Genomic DNA, 18,844 nt, shown 5'->3' on the forward strand with positions numbered 1-18,844 from the left:
AGTCGATGAATGCCAGCGATGGTGTGCGCGTCACGCTCAGCGAATTGATTGAGATGCGCCACCGCGTGCGCGAAGTGCAGCTGTTTTCGACGCCCAGCCAGCGCAGCCCGCTGATCGGCCTGCACCATTCCAAGCTGCGCGGGCGCGGCGTCGACTTCGACCAGGTGCGCGTGTACCAGGCCGGCGACGATGTGCGCACCATCGACTGGCGCGTGACCGCGCGCACCCAGGAGCCGCACACCAAGCTGTTCCACGAAGAGCGCGAACGCCCGATCTTCATCATGGTGGAGCAAAGCTGCCGGCTGTTTTTCGGCTCGGGGCAGATGTTCAAGTCCGTGCTCGCGGCCCAGGCGGCGAGCCTGATCGGCTGGGCGGCCCTGGGGCATAACGACCGGGTCGGCGGGCTGGTGTTCGGTGACAGCGAGCACTACGAAATCAAACCCCGGCGCAGCAAACAAAGCCTGCTGCAACTGCTTAACCGCCTGGTGCGCGTCAACCAGAGCCTCGACACCGAAAGCCGCCCCGAAGCCGACGCCCTGGGCATGGCCCTGCGCCGTGGTCGCGAAGTGCTGCGCCCCGGCAGCCTGGTGATTGTGATCTGCGACGAGCGCGCCCTCACCGAAGGCGCCGAACAGCAACTGAGCCTGCTGTCACGCCACTGCGATTTGCTGCTGTTGCCGGTCTCCGACCCACTGGACCACGCCCTGCCCGCCGCCGGGCTGCTGCGTTTCGCGCAGCGCGGCGCGCAGTTGGAACTGGATACGCTGAACGTCGACTTGCGCCAAGCCTACAAGGCCCAGGCCGAAGCGCGCATCGCCCGCTGGGAACTGCTCGCACAAAAACTGCGGGTATTGCTGATGCCCTTGAGCACTCAGAGTGAGATGGTCGAGCAACTGCGCGAATACCTCAACCCGCAACGCCCGGCCAAAAAACAATGAGCAGCCTCGACCAACTGCAACCGCTGATCGCCCCGCCGACCATCGGCTTCTGGCCACCCGCGCCGGGCTGGTGGCTGTTGCTGCTGGTGATTCCGCTGATCGGTTGGGGGCTATGGTCACTTCGGCGCTTGCTGCCCACCCGACGCCCCCTGGCGCGCGCCGAACAACCGCTGGACCCACTGCGCATCGCCGCCCTGGCCGAATTGGCGCTGATGCCCAAACCCTACGACGGTGCGCCCGCCGGTGCCTGGCTGCAACAACTCAACGGCCTGCTCAAGCGCCTGTGCCGTAACGACTACCCCTACAGCCAGAGCCACACCCTCAATGGCCGCAAATGGCTGGCATTCCTCGACAACCGTTGCCCGGCTGCCGGCCTCACGCGCTGGATGGTGCTGGTGGAAGGTGCCTACAAACCCGAATGCAAACTCGACGACAAGGCCATCGCCGGCCTGACCCAAGCGGTCGACACCTGGATTCGCAAACATGTTTGAGTTCGCCTGGCCGTGGATCTTCGTCCTGTTGCCCTTGCCCTGGTTGATGCGCTTGATCCTGCCGGCGGCTGACAGCGGCGAGCCCGCCCTTAAAGTCAGCTACCTCGGCGATCTCGAAAGCCTTGCCCGCCGCCGTGCGCGGGTGAACCTGCCGGGCTGGCGCCAACAGGCGCCCTTCGTGGTGCTGTGGCTGCTGCTGTTGACCGCCGCCGCGCGCCCGGAATGGCTGGGCGAGCCACTGCCGATTGCCGCCAGTGGCCGCGACTTGCTGGTGGCGGTGGACGTGTCCGGCTCGATGGATTTTCCCGACATGCACTGGCAGGACGAAGACGTCAGCCGCCTGAACCTGGTCAAACACCTGCTCGGTGACTTCCTTGAAGGCCGCGAAGGCGACCGCGTGGGCTTGATCCTGTTCGGCAGCCAGGCCTACCTCCAGGCGCCGCTGACCTTTGACCGCCGTACCGTGCGCACCTGGCTGGATGAAGCGCGCATTGGCATTGCCGGCAAAAACACCGCGATTGGCGATGCCATTGGCCTGGCGCTCAAACGCCTGCGCCAGCGTCCTGCGCAAAGCCGCGTACTGATCCTGGTCACCGATGGCGCCAATAACGCCGGGCAGATCGACCCGCTGACCGCCGCGCGCCTGGCGGCCGAAGAAGGCGTGAAGATCTACCCCATCGGCATCGGTGCCGACCCTGAGCAAACCGGCTCCCTGGGCATCCTCGGCGTCAACCCGAGCCTGGACCTCGATGAGCCGGCGCTCAAGGCCATCGCTGAAGCCACCGGTGGCCAGTACTTCCGTGCCCGCGATGGCGAGGAGCTGGAAGCGATCAAGCAAACCCTGGACCAACTTGAGCCCGTCGAACAGCAACCCACCCAGGCGCGCCCGGCGCAGGCGCTGTACAGCGGACCACTGGCCCTGGCGCTGATCCTGAGCATGTTGCTGGTGATCCAGGAACGCTGGCCGAACAACGCCTTGCAACGCGGGTTCAACAAACTGTCGAGCAAGGGGATCTTCCTGCAACAGCACCCCGAATGGCGCCAGCGCCTTAAACGCCTGCGTTTGCGGAGGCGTCGATGATCGATCTCTGGCCGCACTGGTTCCGCCCCTGGTGGCTGTTGCTGCTGCCGCTGCTCGGCTGGTTGCTGTGGCAGCTGTGGCACCGGCAAAAACGCGCCGGACGCTGGCAGATGATCCTGCCGCCGGCCTTCCACGCCGTGCTGCTCAGCGGCGGCAACGGGCGCGAGAGCAAATCACCGTGGGTGTTGCTGGGCCTCGCCTGGCTGTTGGCGGTGCTGGCGTTGCTGGGTCCCAGCTGGCAGCGGGTTGAACAAACCAGCCAGAAACCCTCCGACCCGTTGGTGGTGCTGCTCGAACTGACCCCGCAAATGCTCGCCACCGACAGCCCGCCCAACCGCCTCGAACAGGCACGGCGCAAGCTCTATGACCTGTTGCAGGCGCGCACCGATGCGCAAACCGCCATCGTCGTGTATGCCGGCAGCGCCCACACCCTGGTGCCGCTGTCGGACGACCTGGCCACCAGCCGCAACCTGCTCGAAGCCCTGCGCCCCTCGATCATGCCCGAGCCCGGCCACCGCGCCGACCTGGCCGTGGAGAAAGCCCTGGACCTGCTCAAGCACGGCGGCCTGGGCCAGGGTCGCCTGCTGCTGGTCGGCTCATCGCTGTCCAAACAGGAACGCCAGGGCATTCGCCTGCTGCTGCAAAGCAACCAGGCGCCGAGCCTGTCAATCCTCGGCATCGGCAGCCGTGAAGGCACGCCGGTGACCCAGGAAAGCGGCGAATTCCTCAAGGATGAACAAGGCGCGATCCTCGTGCCACGCCTCGACAGCCCGACACTCAAGGCCTTCGCCAGCGAAATGGGCGGCCGTTACCGCGCCGCACGCCTGGACGATAAAGACCTGCGCCAGCTCGGCGTGCTGGACCCGCCGCAAGCGCTGCGCAACGACGGCCAGTTACTGCACCTCGACACTTGGGCCGACCAGGGTTACTGGTTGCTGCTGCCACTGTTGCTGCTCGCCGCCTGCGCCGGGCGGCGCGGCTGGTTGTTCTTTTTACCGCTGCTGCTGTTGGGCGCGCCGCAACCCAGCTACGCCTTTGAATTCCAGGATTTGTGGCTGCGGCCGGACCAGCAAGGCCAATACCTGCTGAAGAAAAAACGCCCCGCCGAAGCCGCCGAACATTTCGAGGATGCCCAATGGCAAGGCGTCGCCCTGTACGAGGCCGGCAACTATGCCGAGGCCATCAAGCGGTTTGCCCAGGGCAATGACGCCTATTCCCACTACAATCGCGGCAACGCCCTGGCCAAGTCCGGTGAACTCGAAGCGGCCATCGACGCCTACGAACAAGCCCTGGAAGCCCAGCCCGACCTGCAACCGGCGCTGAAAAACAAGGCCCTGTTAGAAGCCCTGATCCAGGAACAGGCCGAGCCTGAGCCTGAACAGCCGGCAAAAAACGAGGATGACGAAACCACCCAACCCGGCCAAACTGCGCAACCGGGCGCCACTGGGCAAAATGCCACAGGTGGCGAGCAGTCGTCCCAGGGCCAGGGCGAAGCCGGCAGCGGCGATGCCCAGGCCGGCACCCCGCCGCAAGCCGGCGGTAACGAAGTACCGGGCAGCGAATTGGGCGATGAGCAAACCACCACCCCGCCGCTGCGTCCCACCGACGCCAACCTCGACGGTGAACACCGCCAGGCCCTGGAACAATGGCTGCAGGAGATCCCGGACAACCCCGGCGAACTGCTGCGACGTAAATTCTGGTACGAACAGCAACAGCATCAGGACAAGACTCGATGAGCCGCCGCACCCCCCTTCTGCTTCTGCTCGCGTTGTCGGCAGGCCACGCCCAGGCGGCGAACCTGGTCGCCAGCGTCGACCGCAACCGCCTCAATTCCGGGGAAACGGTGGAACTGACGGTGGAATCCAGCGATGTCACCCAGTTCGGCAAGCCTGACCTGTCGCCCCTGGATGCGCAGTTCGAAGTCAGCGGCACGCGCCAACTCAACCAACTCACCACGCTGGGTGGCGATAACCACGCGACCACGCGCTGGATCATTACCCTGCTGCCCAAGGAAAACGGCACGGTGGTGATTCCGCCGCTGCAAGTGGGTGAGTACGCGACCCAGCCGATCAGCCTGCAAGTGCTGGAGACCACCAGCCAGGACACCAACGCCGAGCTGGCCCCGGTGTTTATCGAAGCCAACCTCGACCAGACCAGCGTGTACGTCCAGGCCCAGGCATTGTTGACCGTGCGCGTGTACCACTCGGTGTCGCTGTACGACGACAGCAGCTTGACGCCGTTACAGATCCCCGATGCCCGTGTCGAACAGTTGGGCGAGTCGCGCACTTATGAAAAGGTCATCAACAGCATCCGCCATGGCGTGATCGAAACCCGCTACGCGATCTATCCGCAACACAGTGGCCCGCTGGAGATTCCGACGCAGACGTTCAGCGCCACGCTGGTGGAGTCGCGCCCGCCCCAGGAAAACACGCTGCAAGGCACCAAGCCCGGCAAACTGATCCACGTGAGTTCGGCGGCGCTGCCACTGGTGGTCAAGCCCAAGCCGGCGCTGTACCCCGTCGATACCCCCTGGTTGCCGGCCCGTAGCCTCACCCTCACCGAGAGCTGGGCCCCGGAGCCTGAGCATGTACAAGTCGGCGACTCCCTGACCCGCAGCCTGACCGTCAAGGCCGAGGGGCTGTCCAGCGCCCAACTGCCAGCCCTGCCCAGCACCGACATCAACGGCCTGCGCCGCTACCCGGACCAGCCGGTGCTCGGCAACCAGACCAGCGACCGTGGCCTGATCGGCAGTCGCGAAGACCGCGAGGCGCTGGTGCCCAACCGGGTCGGCGCCCTGGAACTGCCTGCCGTTGAAGTGGTGTGGTGGAACACCCACGAGGACCATCTGGAACGCACCAGCCTACCCGCCCGCACCTTGCAAGTGGCCAACAACCCCAGCCTGGCGGTGGATACGCCCGCCACGCCGACCATCATCACCGCACCGGACGACAGTCGCCTGTGGCTGTGGCAACTCAGCACACTCATCCTCGCCTGCACCACCCTGCTGGGCTTCGGCCTGTGGTGGCGTGCCCGCTGGCAGCCGGCGGTCCTGCGTGCCGCGCAAACCGGTCCGAGCCCACGCACCCTGCTCGACGACCTCAAGCGCGCGACCCAGGCCAACGACCCCCAGGCCACCCGCCAGGCGCTGGATGCCTGGGCGCGGCAACAGCCGGAAACGTTGGCGGACATGGCGGCGCGGTTTGTGCCGTTGTCGGATGCGTTGGATGGGCTCAATGGCGCGCTGTACAGCGAGAGCGGTCAGTACTGGCTGGGTGAAGAGCTGTGGCGCGCGGTCAAAGCCATCCCGATGGCCGAGCGCGAGCAGGACCCGGCGACGGATACCACCAGCTTGCCGCCGCTGTATCCCAAGTAACCCCCGCTGCATCCCCGACACGCCACACATCAAAATGTGGGAGGGGCGGTGCGACGATTCGACTTGCCCCCAACGGCGGTGGGTCAGCCAGCTTATCTATAACTGCTCCGCCGCGATCGGGGCATAGGTATCAACACAACGTTGGCTCGACGCTGAATGCCCGGCAGGTAGGGCTGTTGTGGCCACAGGGAGATGGGTCAGGGTCTGCAAAGTTGTGTAGATACCCATGGCCATCGGGGGTAAGCCTCCTCCCACCTTGGATCTGCGTCGTCTGGAGCAGCGTGTTCGCAATACAGGTAAACTCCCCTCCTTTTCATCTTCTCCACGGAGTTCGCCTTGCGTCTGTTTCACACCTCCGACTGGCACTTGGGCCAAAACCTCCACGGCCAGGAACGCGACTTCGAACACGCCTGCTTCCTCGAGTGGCTGCTGCGCCAGATCGCTGCCCAGCAACCCGATGTGCTGTTGATCGCCGGCGACATCTTCGACACGGTCAACCCGCCGCTCAAGGCCCAGGAGCGGCTGTATGACTTCATCATCAGCGCCCACGAACAAAACCCGAAGCTGACCATCGTGATGATCGCCGGCAACCACGATTCCGGCTCACGGATCGAACTGCCCGCGCCGTTGATGCGCCGTTTGCGTACCCATGCGCTGGGCCGCGTACTGTGGCTGGACGATGGCCAACTGGATGCCGAGCGCCTGCTGATCCCACTGCCGGATGCCAAGGGCAAGGTCGCGGGCTGGTGCCTGGCGCTGCCGTTCCTGCGCCCGGCGGAAGTTACCGGTGCGCACCTGGGTGACGACTACCTGCACGGTATCGGCCAGGTCCATGAATGGCTGATCGCGGCGGCTAACGCCAAACGCAAAAAAGGCCAGGCGCTGATTGCTATCAGCCATGCACACATGGCCGGTGGCTCGGTGTCGGAAGACTCCGAGCGCAGCCTGATCATCGGCAACGCTGAGGCACTGCCGGCGAAACTGTTCGACAAAAGTGTCGGCTATGTGGCCCTCGGCCATTTGCACAAGCCGCAAAAGGTCAATGGCGAAGAGCGCATTCGCTACAGCGGCTCGCCGATTCCGCTGTCGTTTTCCGAAATCGGCTACAAGCACCAGATTCTCGACGTGACGTTCCAAGGCGAACGACTGGTCAGCGTCGAACCGCTGCTGATCCCGCGTTCAGTCAACCTGCAACGTCTGGAAGCCGCGCCCCTGGCCGACATCCTCAAGGCCCTGGCGGAGTTGCCCGACATCGACCTGCTCGCCGAAACCCAGCGCCACCCCTGGCTGGAAGTGCGCGTGCGCCTCGACGAGCCGCAACCCGACCTGCGCCAGCAGATCGAATCCGCCCTGCAAGGCAAGGCCGTGCGCCTGGTGCGCATCGCCGCCGAGTACGCGGGCAAACGCGGTGAAGACACTCACGATGAGCGCCTGATCGAACTCGACCAGCTCACGCCCCAGGAGCTGTTCAGCCGCGCCTGGCAGGACAGCTACGGCAGTGAAGTGGATGAACAGACCTTGAAGGATTTCGCCGTGCTGCTCCAGGAAGTGCAACAGGAGGGTGAACAGCCATGAAGATCCTCGCCATCCGCCTGAAAAACCTCGCGTCCCTGGCCGGCCCGTTCGAGATCGACTTCACCGCCGAACCCTTGGCCAGTGCCGGGCTGTTCGCGATTACCGGGCCGACCGGCGCCGGTAAGAGCACCCTGCTGGATGCCCTGTGCCTGGCGCTGTTTGGGGCGGTGCCACGCCTGGGCGATACCGGCCAGGCCAAGATGCCGGATGCCGACAGCGATATTTCCATCGGCGACCCACGCACCCTGATCCGTCGCGGCACCGGTGGCGGTTATGCCGAAGTGGATTTTGTCGGTGTCAGTGGCCGTCGCTACCGGGCGCGCTGGGAAGCCAATCGCGCCCGCGACAAGGTCAGCGGCAAGTTGCAGAACAGTCGGCAAAGCCTGATCGACCTGGACAGCGACCAACTGCTGGCCAGCCAGAAGACCGAATACAAGACCCAGCTGGAATTGGCCCTGGGCCTGAACTTCGAGCAGTTCACCCGCGCCGTGCTGCTGGCCCAGAGCGAGTTCAGCGCTTTTCTCAAGGCCAACGACAACGAACGCAGCGAACTGCTGGAAAAGCTCACCGACACCGCGCTCTACACCCAGCTAGGCCGCCGTGCGTTTGACAAGGCCAAGGACGCCAAGGACACGCACAAACACCTGCAGGACCAGGCCACCGGCGTGGTGCCCCTGGCCCCTGAAACGCGCGCCGAACTGGATCAGCAATTCGACGCGGCCCAGCAGCAGCTCAAGACCCAGCAGGCCCAGCTCAAGCAGTTGGAATTGCAGCACACCTGGCTCAAGGAACTGCGCGAGTGGCAGGACCGCCAGCGCAGTGCCACCGAGCAGCTCCAGCGTGCGCAAGCGGAGTGGGACCACCAGGCCACGCAGCGCCAGGACCTGAGCCGCCTCGACCAACTGGCACCGCAACGCCATCAGTTTGCACGCAGGGCGGAACTCCTCACCTTGCTGACGCCGCTGGCCGCGCAGATTCAGGCGCACATCGAGCAACAGGCCGAGTTGCATACCCGCCAGGCACAGGCCCAACAGCAGCAGGCAGCCGCCCAGGCCGCATTGGCCGAAGCCCTCAAGGCCCAGGGCGACGCCGTGCCGTTGCTGCGCCAGGCCTTCGAAGCGCAAAGCACCCTCGCTCACCTGACCAAAGACCTGGCCAAGCGCACCGAGGACAAACAGCAGCAAGAAAGCGCCTGCGCCGAAGGCCAGACGCTGCTCAAGGGCTTACAGGACAAGCACACCCACGTTGCCGAGCGCTTGCAACGGCTGGCCGCCGAGCTTGAGCGCAGCAGCGCCCTCGCCCCGCTCAGCGAGGCCTGGAGCGCCTACCGCGACCGCCTGCAACAGCTGATGCTGATCGGCAATCGCCTGAAGAAAGGCCAGGCCGAACTGCCACAACTGGAACAGCGCGCCACGACTGCCGCAGACAAGTTCGCCCAGCAACGTGACGCGCTGGACCTGCTGTATCAGGAAGCCGGTGCCGAGCCGCACGCCGTGGCCGAGCAGATCCAGCTGCTGGCCAGCCTGCTGCAAGACAATCGCAAGCAGCAACGCGCCTTCGAAGACCTGACTCGCCTGTGGGACAGCCAACAGCAGTTGGATCAGCAAGCCGCGGCCCTGACGCAAAAACTCGCCGACGCCCAGCAGCAGCGTGAACAACTGAACCAGACCGGCCTGCAAACCAAAGCTGAACTCACCGTTGCCGAACAGACCCTGGCGGTGACCAAGCAACTGCTGGAACGCCAGCGCCTGGCCCGCAGCGCCAGCGTCGAGGAATTGCGCGAACAATTGCAGGATGGCCAGCCCTGCCCGGTGTGCGGCAGCCATGAACACCCGTATCACCAGCCCGAAGCCCTGCTGCACAGCCTCGGTCGCCACGACGACAACGAAGAGGCCACGGCGCAGAAAGCCGTCGATACCCTCAAGGAAAAACTCACCGAGCTGCGCGGTGAAGTCGGCGGCCTGATCGCCCAGCAAAAAGAATTCCTGCAACAACAGGAACACCTGGTCATCCAACAGCAGGCGCTCCAGCCCAGCCTGGATGCGCACCCGCTGTCGGCCTCGTTGTTCAATCAGGACGCAACCAAACGCAGCCATTGGTTGGCCCAGCAACTCAACCAACTGACCCAAAGCATCAGCCAGGACGAACAACGCCAGGGCGCCCTGCTCAACCTGCAACAAAACGCCGGGCGCTTGCAGCAACAGCTGCAAGCCGCCCAGGACGCGAGCCATCAGGCGCGCCAATTGCTGGTGGACCAGCAGCGCGAGCTGTCCAACGACCGCGAACGTCTCGACGAAGAACTCAACGCCTTCGCCAGCCTGCTGCCCGCCGAGACCCTGGAAGGCTTGCGCAGCGAACCCGCCGCGACCTTTATGCAATTGGACCAGCAGGTCAGCCAGCGCCTTGAGCAGCTTGGCCATCAGCATGATGAGCTGGCCGAGCAGCAGGAACGCCAGCAGGCCATCGAGAAAGAACACACGCACCAGCAGCATCGCCAACAGCAGCTCGACGTGTTGCATCAGCAGGTCACCGAGTTGAGCGCCCAGCAGCAGGCCGCCCAGGCGACACTCACCGCGCTGTTGGGCGAGCACGCCAGCGCCGAACACTGGCAGCAGCAGCTGGAACAGGCCGTGGTGCAGTCACGCCAGAGCGAGGCAGACGCCAACCAGCAGTTGCAGGACATCCGCAACCAACTGATCCAATTGGCCGCCGACCTCAAGGCCCAGCAGGAGCGCCAGCAATCCTTCGAAGCCGAACAGCACACCCTCGATGCCCGCACCCACGAATGGCGCGCCCTGCACCCCGAGTTGGATGACGAGGGCCTGGCGCGTCTGCTGGCTTTCGATGACGCGCAGATCACCGCGCTGCGCCAGCATCTGCACAGCAGCGAAAAAGCCGTCGAGCAAGCCAAGGTGTTACTGCAAGAGCGCGAACAACGCCTCGCCGACCACCTGGCCCTGCACAACGGCAACCTGGACGCCGAACAACTCGATGACGCCCTGGCCGCGCTCAATCAACAATTGGCCGAAGGCGAGAAGCAATGCGCCGAACTGCGCGCGCGCCAGTCCGAGGACCAGCGTCGCCAGGACGCCAACAGTGCGCTGGCCGAGCAGATCGCCAAGGCCTATGAAGAGTGGCAACGCTGGGCGCGCCTGAACGCGCTGATCGGCTCGGCCACTGGCGATACTTTCCGCAAGATCGCCCAGGCCTACAACCTCGACCTGCTGGTGCACCACGCCAACGTGCAGTTGCGCCAACTGGTCCGCCGCTACCGCCTCAAGCGTGGCGGCAGCATGTTGGGGCTGTTGGTGATGGACACGGAAATGGGCGATGAACTGCGCTCGGTGCACTCGTTGTCCGGCGGCGAGACGTTCCTGGTGTCGTTGGCGCTGGCCCTGGGCCTGGCGTCGATGGCGTCGAGCACGCTGAAGATCGAATCGCTGTTTATCGACGAAGGTTTCGGCAGCCTCGACCCCGAGTCCCTGCAATTGGCAATGGACGCCCTCGACGGGTTGCAGGCCCAGGGGCGCAAAGTGGCGGTGATCTCCCACGTGCAGGAAATGCACGAACGCATCCCGGTGCAGATCCAGGTCAAGCGCCAGGGCAATGGCCTGAGCACCCTGGAGGTGAAGTGAGCGAGGCGCTGCTGTATTCGTTCAGGCGCTGCCCCTATGCAATGCGCGCACGCCTGGCGCTGCGCTACTCGGGGGTCGCGGTGCGCATCGTCGAGGTGAGCCTCAAGGCCAAGCCGGCCGAGATGCTGGCGCTGTCGCCCAAGGGGACGGTGCCGGTATTGAGTGTGGCGGGCGAGGTCATCGATGAGAGCCTGGCGATCATGCAATGGGCCTTGGCCCGGCACGACCCGGATGACTGGTTGTTGCAGGGCGATCCGTCGGTGCTGGCACTGATCGCCGAGAACGATTCAACCTTCAAACATCATTTGAATCGATACAAGTACGCCGAACGCTACCCCGAGCAGCCGATGGAACATTATCGGACGCAAGGCGAAGTGTTCTTGCAGAAGCTGGAAGGTTTGCTGGCAGAGAATGGCTACTTGCTGGCCGACCACTTGAGCCTGGCCGATATGGCACTGGCGCCGTTTGTGCGCCAGTTTGCCCATGTGAATCGCGAGTGGTTTGCTACGACGCCGTATCGGCGCTTGCATGTGTGGTTAGAGCAGTTTCTGGAGTCGCCGCTTTTTACCGCAGTGATGGCCAAACCCTGAGCCCTACGCAAATCACAATGTGGGAGGGGGCTTACCCCCGACGAGCATAGGTATCGACACGCCGTTGTAGCTGCCACCGCTAACCACGATGCGAAGCGAGCCGCCCTTGATCTTGCTTTTGATCTTGATCTTGATCTTGATCTCAGGCGCCCCGTTAACCACGCTGGCCGGAATTCGATAGTGATTTGGGGGGTAAACCGGCAGGGATGCCGGTTTAGCCGCCCCGCGCCATGGATGGCGCGTGGCGGCGGCCCCCCAAATCACTGTCGGATTACGGGCACACCGAGCCTGGGCGAGGTGCCGAGTGGTGGGGCGAAGCGTTTTTGGTTACTTTTGGCGCTCTTCCAAAAGTGACCCGCTGTAAGAGCGGAACCCTAAGTCGCCGTTACCGCAGCAACGGATATGTACTCGGTCTGATCCAAAAAAATGGTCGGCCCAGAGGCCGCCATCGGGGGCAAGCCCCCTCCCACATTAGATCTCCGGCATCTGTCGTTCATTGCTGGGTCTTGTGATCCAGTGCAGCGTAGAAGTTGGCGCTTTGTTGCAGGTATTTCTGGGTGTAGGCACTGGTGCTGGATTTTTTGCCGGTGACTTCCACACTGGCGGCGGCAGGCAAAGCCACGGTGGCGGAAACAGCGGAAGCAGCGATGACGGAGAAGAGATTCAAGTTCATGTCGGTAACCCTTGTGTTCGTTTGGTTGGGTGGCCGGGGAAGGCCTTGGAACCCAACTTACGCCCGAGGGTTGAACCTTAGAAATGCTTTGAAACAGTAGCCGCTATTAATACAATTAATACAAAGACTCAGGCCCCGCGTTGCGGGGCCTGTGGCTTATTGACGCACCAGGAACTTGAGGTCGCTGGGGGCATCGATCGGCAATTTCTGCACGGTTTTACCCAACAGGCCGGTCTTGGGGTCACGTTCGACCACCACAATTTCATTGCTCTTCTGGTTGGCGATCAGCAGGAACTTGCCGCTCGGGTCGAGGGCAAATTCACGCGGGTGGTCGCCTTCTACGGAGCGGCGCTGCACTTCCTTGAGGTGTGCAGTGGCCGGGTCGATGCTGAACACCACGAGCTGATTGGCCGTGCCTCGGTTGCTCACATACAGGTATTTGCCATCGCCGGAGGCATGCAGCGCCGCGCCGGCTTTATCCGACACCGGCTGCCCGGCGGCGTAGTCGACCAGCTGGGTCTGTGTCAGCGTGCCGTTTTTGTAGTCGAACACTGCCACCTGCGCACTCATCTCGGTGGTCAGCCAGGCATGTTTGCCATCAGCGCTGAACAGCAGATGACGCGGGCCGCTGCCCGCAGGCAATTGCACCGAGGCCGGCGTGGCCGGGGTCAGTGGCTGCTCGTGACTGACCTTGGGGTCGTAGTGGTAGGCGAACACCTTGTCCGCCCCCAGGTCCTGCACGAACACATACTTGCCATCCGGCGCCGACACCACCGAATGCACATGGTTGGAGGCCTGGCGCTCCGGGTTTACGCGGCTGGCGGGGTGCCCACTCAACTGCACCGGTGCCGACAGCTTGCCCTCGGCGTCCACCGGCAAAATGGCCAGGCTGCCACCCGGATCTTCCAGCACTGAATAGTTGGCGACGAACAGATAACGGCCGTCAGCGGCCACGCTGGAATGGGTCGGCTCATTGCCCAGGCTCTGGACCTGGTTGATCAGGGTGAGCTGATGATTGCGCGGGTCAATGCTGTAGCTGCTGACGCGCCCGACCGGGTCTTTCTGGCCGGGGCCGTTTTCATTGACCACAAACAGGTGCTTCTGGTCCTTGGAGACCGTCAACCACGAAGGGTTGGCTGCCTTGGCCGCCAGCACCGGCGAGCCTTGGAACTGACCGGTACGGCTGTCGAATTGCAGACGGTAGATACCTTCACTGCTGCCGGCTGTGTAGCTGCCCACCAACAGTTCGTAGGTGTCGGCCGGGGCGGCTTGCACCGACATCGAACCGACACTGCCCGCCATCAACAGGGGCCAGAATTTACGCATCATCATCGGCTTCATCCTCGTCGTTATTGTTGCCGGTGAAGGCGCTCATGCAGATCAGGCGGTGCTCGCCCGAATCACCGGTAAGGGTCCAGCTTTGCAAGGTGGTGTCGAATGTGGCCGCCTGCACCTGAGCCAGGCTGAATTCCCAGCGTTTTTCAGCACGGCCGTCCATGGCGGTGATCAGCAATTTCTGGGCATCGAGATGGAAGTCAAAGGCATGCAGGCCATCGATTTCAAGCATGTCGCTGGTGGCAAGTACAGCCGGCAGGGTCTTAGCAGTCATCAGGGTCATTCATTGGCAAGAAAGACGCTGATGATAGGCCAATCCTTCACGCCTTTCTTCCCTCGCGTTGCCCGGCCATAGCCGGCTACCGCCTGCGGCCCGCCCGCAGACACCATGCTTGGCTGAAATGACCTCGCCTGATCCAGGCGGCGTTCCCCAGAAAAGGACTTTTACACCCATGCCCTCTCCTGCCCTCCCTGAAAACCTGACGGCCCAGGTGGTGAGCCAGCAATTTGCTGGCCTCGCGCCCCTGGAAACAATCATCCGCCCTCTGCTCTTGCGTGCTATCAATGAACGCTACCCCTCATTGGCGATCGACCTGTCCCTTACCCAACTGGCCATTCCACAACCCTCCGGTGGCTGGAAACTCCAACCCTTGATAGACGTCGTCTACCAGTACCTGTGCAGCAATGGCCCGCTGGACTTCAGTGACGTCAATGACACCGCCTATTACCTGTCCGACGCTCCGCCCAAGCGCCTGAAGCTGCCGGGCACCACTGCGGAAAAGCTGGACATGAAGGTCATCGAGGACGTGATCCGGGAATTGCCCGCCACCCTGCCGATTGCCCTGCAGGACGCGTTGATCCACTTCTGGAATGAGGGCGCGGACAATAGTGTCAGCCGCTGGCGCTGGCTCAGCGACATGCTCAGGAGCACCTTGCAGGCCGCCGCCCTCGGCCAGCCGGCGCTGGATGAGACAGCCCGCCAAACCCTCGACCAGCTCACCACCACCCCAGACCGCGCCCAGCGCATGGCACGCCACGGTGAGCATGCCGTGATGGCCTACGGTATCGAGACCACACTGCACAACAAGGGCCAAAGTGCTCGCCTGCTCCCTGAGCACCTGCTGCTGACCCGCGTCATCAACGGCCAAGCGCCAGTACTGCTGTGTACACCCAGTGGCCGGGTTGAACATTTTACGTCCCAGGATGACTTCACCACCGCCTGGGAACAGCGCATCAGCGCGCAGTATCAAGCCCAGACAATCACCTGCAACCGCTACGAACCCGAGGGCTCGATCTTCGACCACCAGGCAGCGATCATCCTCAACCAACAACTGGAAAATCTTGCCGACCTGAACCTGCCACTGATTCAAAGCCCAGCGACATTGCAAGCGTTGTACCGCGAATTCACCGACCCAGGGCGGTACTTTATCGATGCCCCGCCAGACCGCCTGCCGCACCTCAGGACCGTGCGGGCGCTCATGCCCGACCCATTGCGCGATGCGCTCCCCGCCGATCGTTCCCGTTACCGGCAATACAGCCTGGCCCTGGCCAGCGCAAAGCAGCGGGCGCAAGGACGCACTTTCCTCAGTGACATTGACGACATCCACACCTACACGGTCCGCGCCTTGCAGCAAGCGTTGCAGCGCGAGGCCGCCAGGGCCGCAGCCCCCGCGCCCCAGGCCACATTGCATCCCGATGATGTGATGTTGACGTTCGTGGTGGCCGCCGGTTACCCCGGCGGCGCCGGTATCGTCGAGCACGTGAACATGAGCCTCACCGAACTGGCCATCAATAACCTGTCCGCCCGTCCCAGCGGCCAACTGTCGATTGCCCATCGCCACGGCACCATGCTGCCGGAGTGGTTGACGGCGGAGTACCTCACGGGCAGTGATGGCTTGATCGAACAAGTCGACATCGGCAAACACTACCCCCTGCGGCTTAAACAAGCACTGCTGAGCGACACACCTGACGCACAGCGACGCGAAGTCCTGTTTACCGATCAACAGCGAGTGCAGTTGCCGTTGCTGGCCTTGGAGCTGAGCCTCCAGGGCGCGGCCGGCGTAACGCCCCAAGGCGCCAGCATGGTCGACGCGTTGATGCAGCCCGAGAGTACAGACCAGCACGTCAACAACCATCCCGTGGCGATTCGTCACCTGGCATTCTTGCGTGCCCCAGGCGCCCCAGCGGATACGGTCAGCGCCATGTACCTCATCGAGTACCAAAATCTTGAGAGTGGCCCGCACCTCCTGTATCGACCGCTGTATGCCGAACCGCTGCGCGAGTTCGCCAACCGTGCTGCGCTGTTCGAGGCCATCGCCGAGCCCGGAGCGTTACAAACCAGCGTGCTGACCTGGCTGCCCGACAACGTGCGGCCAATCTACGACCGGGGCGGTTTTCGCCAACCCCATTACGTGCGCTTTGGCCAAGGCGACGAATTCGCGCCACTGCACACGCCGCAGCCGGCGACCCTCGCCCGCAATGGTCTCAACGATGAACTGCAGCAATGCCTGGTGACCGGGCAGTTGATGCGCTACCTGTTCAGCGACCACGCCCGGGCGCTGGTGGATCAGGCCGAACGCGCGTCGGTGTCCAACAACGAAAGCCGCTGGCAAGTGTTGATGGAAGGGGCAAGCTTGCTGTTCGGCAGCCTATTGGTGCCGGTACTGCGTGGCCCGGCGATGCTTACCGGATGGTTACTGACCATGTTCGCCAGCGTTACCCGCGATGTCCAAGCCCTCAGCAGCCAGAACCCCCTCGACCGGGAACAGGGCGCCATCGACTTGTTACTCAGCGTCGCGATGGCGTTGCTGGACTTCCCATCGGTGCAGGCACGACGACCACCGTTGGCCGCGGCCATCCGGCAACGGGCTTTGCACGCACCAGTACCTCGACGTGATGCCTCGCGCTGGCCGCCCCTGCCTTCCCCGCAGCACCGCCAAGGCACCGTGGCCCTGGCCGGAGAACTGCCGCGCGACAACCGCACGGCTCTGGATTTCAGTTTCGCCCAGGCGCGCCAGCGCCTCACACCGAGCCAGCGTATGCGCCTTACGGCATTTAAAGTCGCCACGCCCCCCACCTTGCCCCAGCCCGTGTTGAACGGCCCACGCAGAGGCTTGTACCTGATCGAAAACCACTGGTACGCCCAGATTGAGGGGGACCTGTTCCGGGTCGTTCTGGACGACGATGCCAGCGTGGTGATTGTCGACCGTGCCGATAGCAAGCGGCGCGGCCCCTACCTGCGTACCAACGCACAGGGTGTCTGGTCCGTCGATACCCGGCTGCGGCTACACGGGGGCATGCCGCCCAAACGGATTGCCGCCGAACGCCAGCGCAAGGCCCTGCGTATCAGTGAGTTGCAAGGCGACTATGAGCAGATGCTGGCAAACCAACAGGAACGGCAACGCACTGTGGACGCGGCCCAGGCCGCGATGGAAGACGCCGAACAGAATGCCCGATTCAGCGAGGTGCAACGGGCCAACGTGCGCAAGCACTTCGACGATGCCCTGAAAACCCAGACCCGCGATTACCTGAAGATCCTCAACAGCGCCCAAGAACGCAACGAGCTGAACATTCCACTGCCGCTCAAGAACACCCTGGTGCTTTTGGAGAACACCATCAATAACACCCGCAAACATGTGGTAATCGCAGAAGCAGACAGGCGAGCGCTCTACCGCGCCCACCCCCGGTTCACCCGTGAAGGTGCCGCCCTGTACCTGGCAGTGCTCAGCGAACCGATGGGTTATCGGCAGTTCCTCCATCAGATGCTGGACATCAATGACCGCAGCATCCGCGGGCTTGAGTCCACGGATCGTCATCTGGAGCAGTTGTTCAATCTCGGCTCCTCCGGTGCTGACGTGTTCAAACGCTTGACCCAGGGCCGACCGAACGAGATCAGTGCCCTGGCCATCAAGGATCTGCAAATTCGCTGCCTGAAACGGCTGATCGTCAAAGACATCCAGCATCCGCTGTTCATTGCGCTGGACACCATTGTCGAACCGCTGCAACAGCATGTGCGCACCCACAGTGAACTCAACAGCCTGGAGCTGTCGGCCAGTGATCGCCTGAGTGTGCTGGAGAGCCTGGTGGAGCATTATGGTCGCGCCCTCGATTCGTTGCAGGGCTTGGGCATCGTCGATGCCGGCGTGCTGGACCCGAGCTACAACAGCAAACTGTTCACCTTGCTCGATGAGCTCTACCAGGACGTCACGCGACGTTTGGCCAGCGAAGTCAAACCGCCTGCGCAAACCAGCCGACGGCCACCCCGGCGCCCTGTCGCGGTCACGGGAAGACCCGCGAAAAAGGTTATTCGGACCCGAAAAAAGGCCACGCTTATCGGCGAGGTGAAACCCGTTGGCAACGTGGAAATGGTCGAGGTGCGAGACGAAGCCAACGACCAACTGCTGGGAATGTACTCGCAGGACGGTGAGGACTGGGTCGAGTTCGTCGAAGCAACGCCTGCCCAATCGCCTGCTGCCCCGCGCGAGTTCGGCCTGGTCAAAGGCAAGGCGCGCAAGCTGCTGGCGATGGTTGAAGAGCACCTGCGTCGGGGCGACGACTACACCAAAATCTGCAAGCATCCGCAGGAGGTTGAGGAGATCCTGCAGTACGAAGCGGTCCGCTACGACAAGCTGGCCACGGAGCTGGACCGGCTGGTTCAGGCCCAGGCCGAAAGCGCCCGCACCGCCGCGGACCAGACGCTGGTGACCGACCTGCGCGAAGCCGGGCGACGCCTGAGCGCTCGCGGCAAGGCACTGCGCATCCAATTGAGCCTGGAACTGCCACCGACTCACGGCAACCTTGAATACCTGATCGGCGAAAAACAGGTCAGCGTGTCCAGGTGGAATGCACGGTTTCAACTAAAAGGCGAACGTCGGGACTTCATCCAGGAATACGCGGTGAATGACCAGCAAGGCAACCCGCTGTGGTTCGCGCACTTTCATTACCCGGCTGCCAATACACCCAAGGCTGGCTACACCGCCGCCCACTTGAAAACCCGTGCGCAACAAACGCAGAGCTACTACTCGTTACTGGCCCAGGCTCAAAGCCCGCAGACGGTGGTGGATGTACACCGTGGGCTGATCGGCAAGGCGTTGGCCGAGCGCTGGTTTTTGTCGCTCGAACCCTGAGGCCAGAACATCCCACTAACAGCGAGC

At 63.4% G+C, this 18,844-nt stretch carries 12 protein-coding genes; 9 read left to right on the forward strand and 3 right to left on the reverse strand.

Annotated features, from left to right (window positions below; all coding sequences use genetic code 11):
- Positions 1–5 precede the first annotated feature (5 nt).
- The 8 genes from AB1462_RS06990 to AB1462_RS07025 all read left to right on the forward strand — a co-directional run bounded on the left by AB1462_RS06990 (position 6) and on the right by AB1462_RS07025 (position 11,683).
- Positions 6–938, forward strand: coding sequence for a DUF58 domain-containing protein (locus AB1462_RS06990; RefSeq protein WP_090403473.1), 933 nt, complete (start codon positions 6–8; stop codon positions 936–938).
- Positions 935–1,429 carry a DUF4381 domain-containing protein gene (locus AB1462_RS06995; RefSeq protein WP_090403471.1) on the forward strand — a complete coding sequence of 165 codons (495 nt, stop codon included), beginning with the start codon at positions 935–937 and terminating at the stop codon, positions 1,427–1,429. The genes AB1462_RS06990 and AB1462_RS06995 overlap by 4 nt, the downstream gene beginning before the upstream one ends.
- A complete protein-coding gene (locus AB1462_RS07000; protein WP_090403469.1) occupies positions 1,422–2,510 on the forward strand; it encodes a VWA domain-containing protein in 1,089 nt (362 codons plus the stop codon). Before AB1462_RS06995 ends, AB1462_RS07000 begins: the two co-directional genes overlap by 8 nt.
- A complete protein-coding gene (locus AB1462_RS07005; RefSeq protein ID WP_259193070.1) occupies positions 2,507–4,246 on the forward strand; it encodes a tetratricopeptide repeat protein in 1,740 nt (579 codons plus the stop codon). Before AB1462_RS07000 ends, AB1462_RS07005 begins: the two co-directional genes overlap by 4 nt.
- The gene (locus AB1462_RS07010; RefSeq protein ID WP_367246438.1) at positions 4,243–5,883 is read left to right on the forward strand and encodes a BatD family protein; all 1,641 of its coding nucleotides are present in this window, start codon (positions 4,243–4,245) and stop codon (positions 5,881–5,883) included. The genes AB1462_RS07005 and AB1462_RS07010 overlap by 4 nt, the downstream gene beginning before the upstream one ends.
- Before the next feature lie 336 nt (positions 5,884–6,219).
- A complete protein-coding gene (locus tag AB1462_RS07015) occupies positions 6,220–7,458 on the forward strand; it encodes an exonuclease SbcCD subunit D C-terminal domain-containing protein (protein WP_367246439.1) in 1,239 nt (412 codons plus the stop codon).
- Positions 7,455–11,093: an AAA family ATPase gene (locus tag AB1462_RS07020; RefSeq protein WP_367246440.1), complete on the forward strand. Its 3,639-nt coding sequence runs from the start codon at positions 7,455–7,457 to the stop codon at positions 11,091–11,093. The genes AB1462_RS07015 and AB1462_RS07020 overlap by 4 nt, the downstream gene beginning before the upstream one ends.
- A complete protein-coding gene (locus AB1462_RS07025) occupies positions 11,090–11,683 on the forward strand; it encodes a glutathione S-transferase (RefSeq protein WP_367246441.1) in 594 nt (197 codons plus the stop codon). The genes AB1462_RS07020 and AB1462_RS07025 overlap by 4 nt, the downstream gene beginning before the upstream one ends.
- Before the next feature lie 493 nt (positions 11,684–12,176).
- Here AB1462_RS07025 and AB1462_RS07030 read toward each other — a convergent pair whose 3' ends face one another.
- The 3 genes from AB1462_RS07030 to AB1462_RS07040 all read right to left on the reverse strand — a co-directional run bounded on the left by AB1462_RS07030 (position 12,177) and on the right by AB1462_RS07040 (position 13,965).
- Positions 12,177–12,356 carry a hypothetical protein gene (locus AB1462_RS07030; protein ID WP_090403456.1) on the reverse strand — a complete coding sequence of 60 codons (180 nt, stop codon included), beginning with the start codon at positions 12,354–12,356 and terminating at the stop codon, positions 12,177–12,179.
- Positions 12,357–12,512: 156 nt separating this feature from the next.
- Positions 12,513–13,688 carry a lactonase family protein gene (locus AB1462_RS07035; RefSeq protein WP_315337864.1) on the reverse strand — a complete coding sequence of 392 codons (1,176 nt, stop codon included), beginning with the start codon at positions 13,686–13,688 and terminating at the stop codon, positions 12,513–12,515.
- Entirely contained in the window at positions 13,675–13,965 is a 291-nt protein-coding gene (locus AB1462_RS07040) for a DUF5629 family protein (protein WP_090409933.1), read from the reverse strand. Before AB1462_RS07040 ends, AB1462_RS07035 begins: the two co-directional genes overlap by 14 nt.
- 178 nt (positions 13,966–14,143) lie before the next feature.
- Between AB1462_RS07040 and AB1462_RS07045 the strand changes: the two genes are divergently transcribed.
- Positions 14,144–18,817, forward strand: a complete 4,674-nt coding sequence (locus AB1462_RS07045) for a hypothetical protein (protein ID WP_367246443.1) — start codon at positions 14,144–14,146, stop codon at positions 18,815–18,817.
- Positions 18,818–18,844 lie beyond the last annotated feature (27 nt).

The sequence above is a fragment of the Pseudomonas sp. SB113 genome, from assembly GCF_040754745.1.
Taxonomy (GTDB): Bacteria; Pseudomonadota; Gammaproteobacteria; order Pseudomonadales; family Pseudomonadaceae; genus Aquipseudomonas; species Aquipseudomonas grimontii.

Coding starts and splice junctions, on each gene's coding strand:
- AB1462_RS06995 (WP_090403471.1), top strand. CDS start 935: ATGAGCAGCCTCGACCAACTGCAACCGCTGATCGCCCCGCCGACCATC.
- AB1462_RS07030 (WP_090403456.1), bottom strand. CDS start 12,356: ATGAACTTGAATCTCTTCTCCGTCATCGCTGCTTCCGCTGTTTCCGCC.
- AB1462_RS07010 (WP_367246438.1), top strand. CDS start 4,243: ATGAGCCGCCGCACCCCCCTTCTGCTTCTGCTCGCGTTGTCGGCAGGC.
- AB1462_RS07000 (WP_090403469.1), top strand. CDS start 1,422: ATGTTTGAGTTCGCCTGGCCGTGGATCTTCGTCCTGTTGCCCTTGCCC.
- AB1462_RS07035 (WP_315337864.1), bottom strand. CDS start 13,688: ATGATGATGCGTAAATTCTGGCCCCTGTTGATGGCGGGCAGTGTCGGT.
- AB1462_RS07020 (WP_367246440.1), top strand. CDS start 7,455: ATGAAGATCCTCGCCATCCGCCTGAAAAACCTCGCGTCCCTGGCCGGC.
- AB1462_RS07040 (WP_090409933.1), bottom strand. CDS start 13,965: ATGACTGCTAAGACCCTGCCGGCTGTACTTGCCACCAGCGACATGCTT.
- AB1462_RS07045 (WP_367246443.1), top strand. CDS start 14,144: ATGCCCTCTCCTGCCCTCCCTGAAAACCTGACGGCCCAGGTGGTGAGC.
- AB1462_RS06990 (WP_090403473.1), top strand. CDS start 6: ATGAATGCCAGCGATGGTGTGCGCGTCACGCTCAGCGAATTGATTGAG.
- AB1462_RS07005 (WP_259193070.1), top strand. CDS start 2,507: ATGATCGATCTCTGGCCGCACTGGTTCCGCCCCTGGTGGCTGTTGCTG.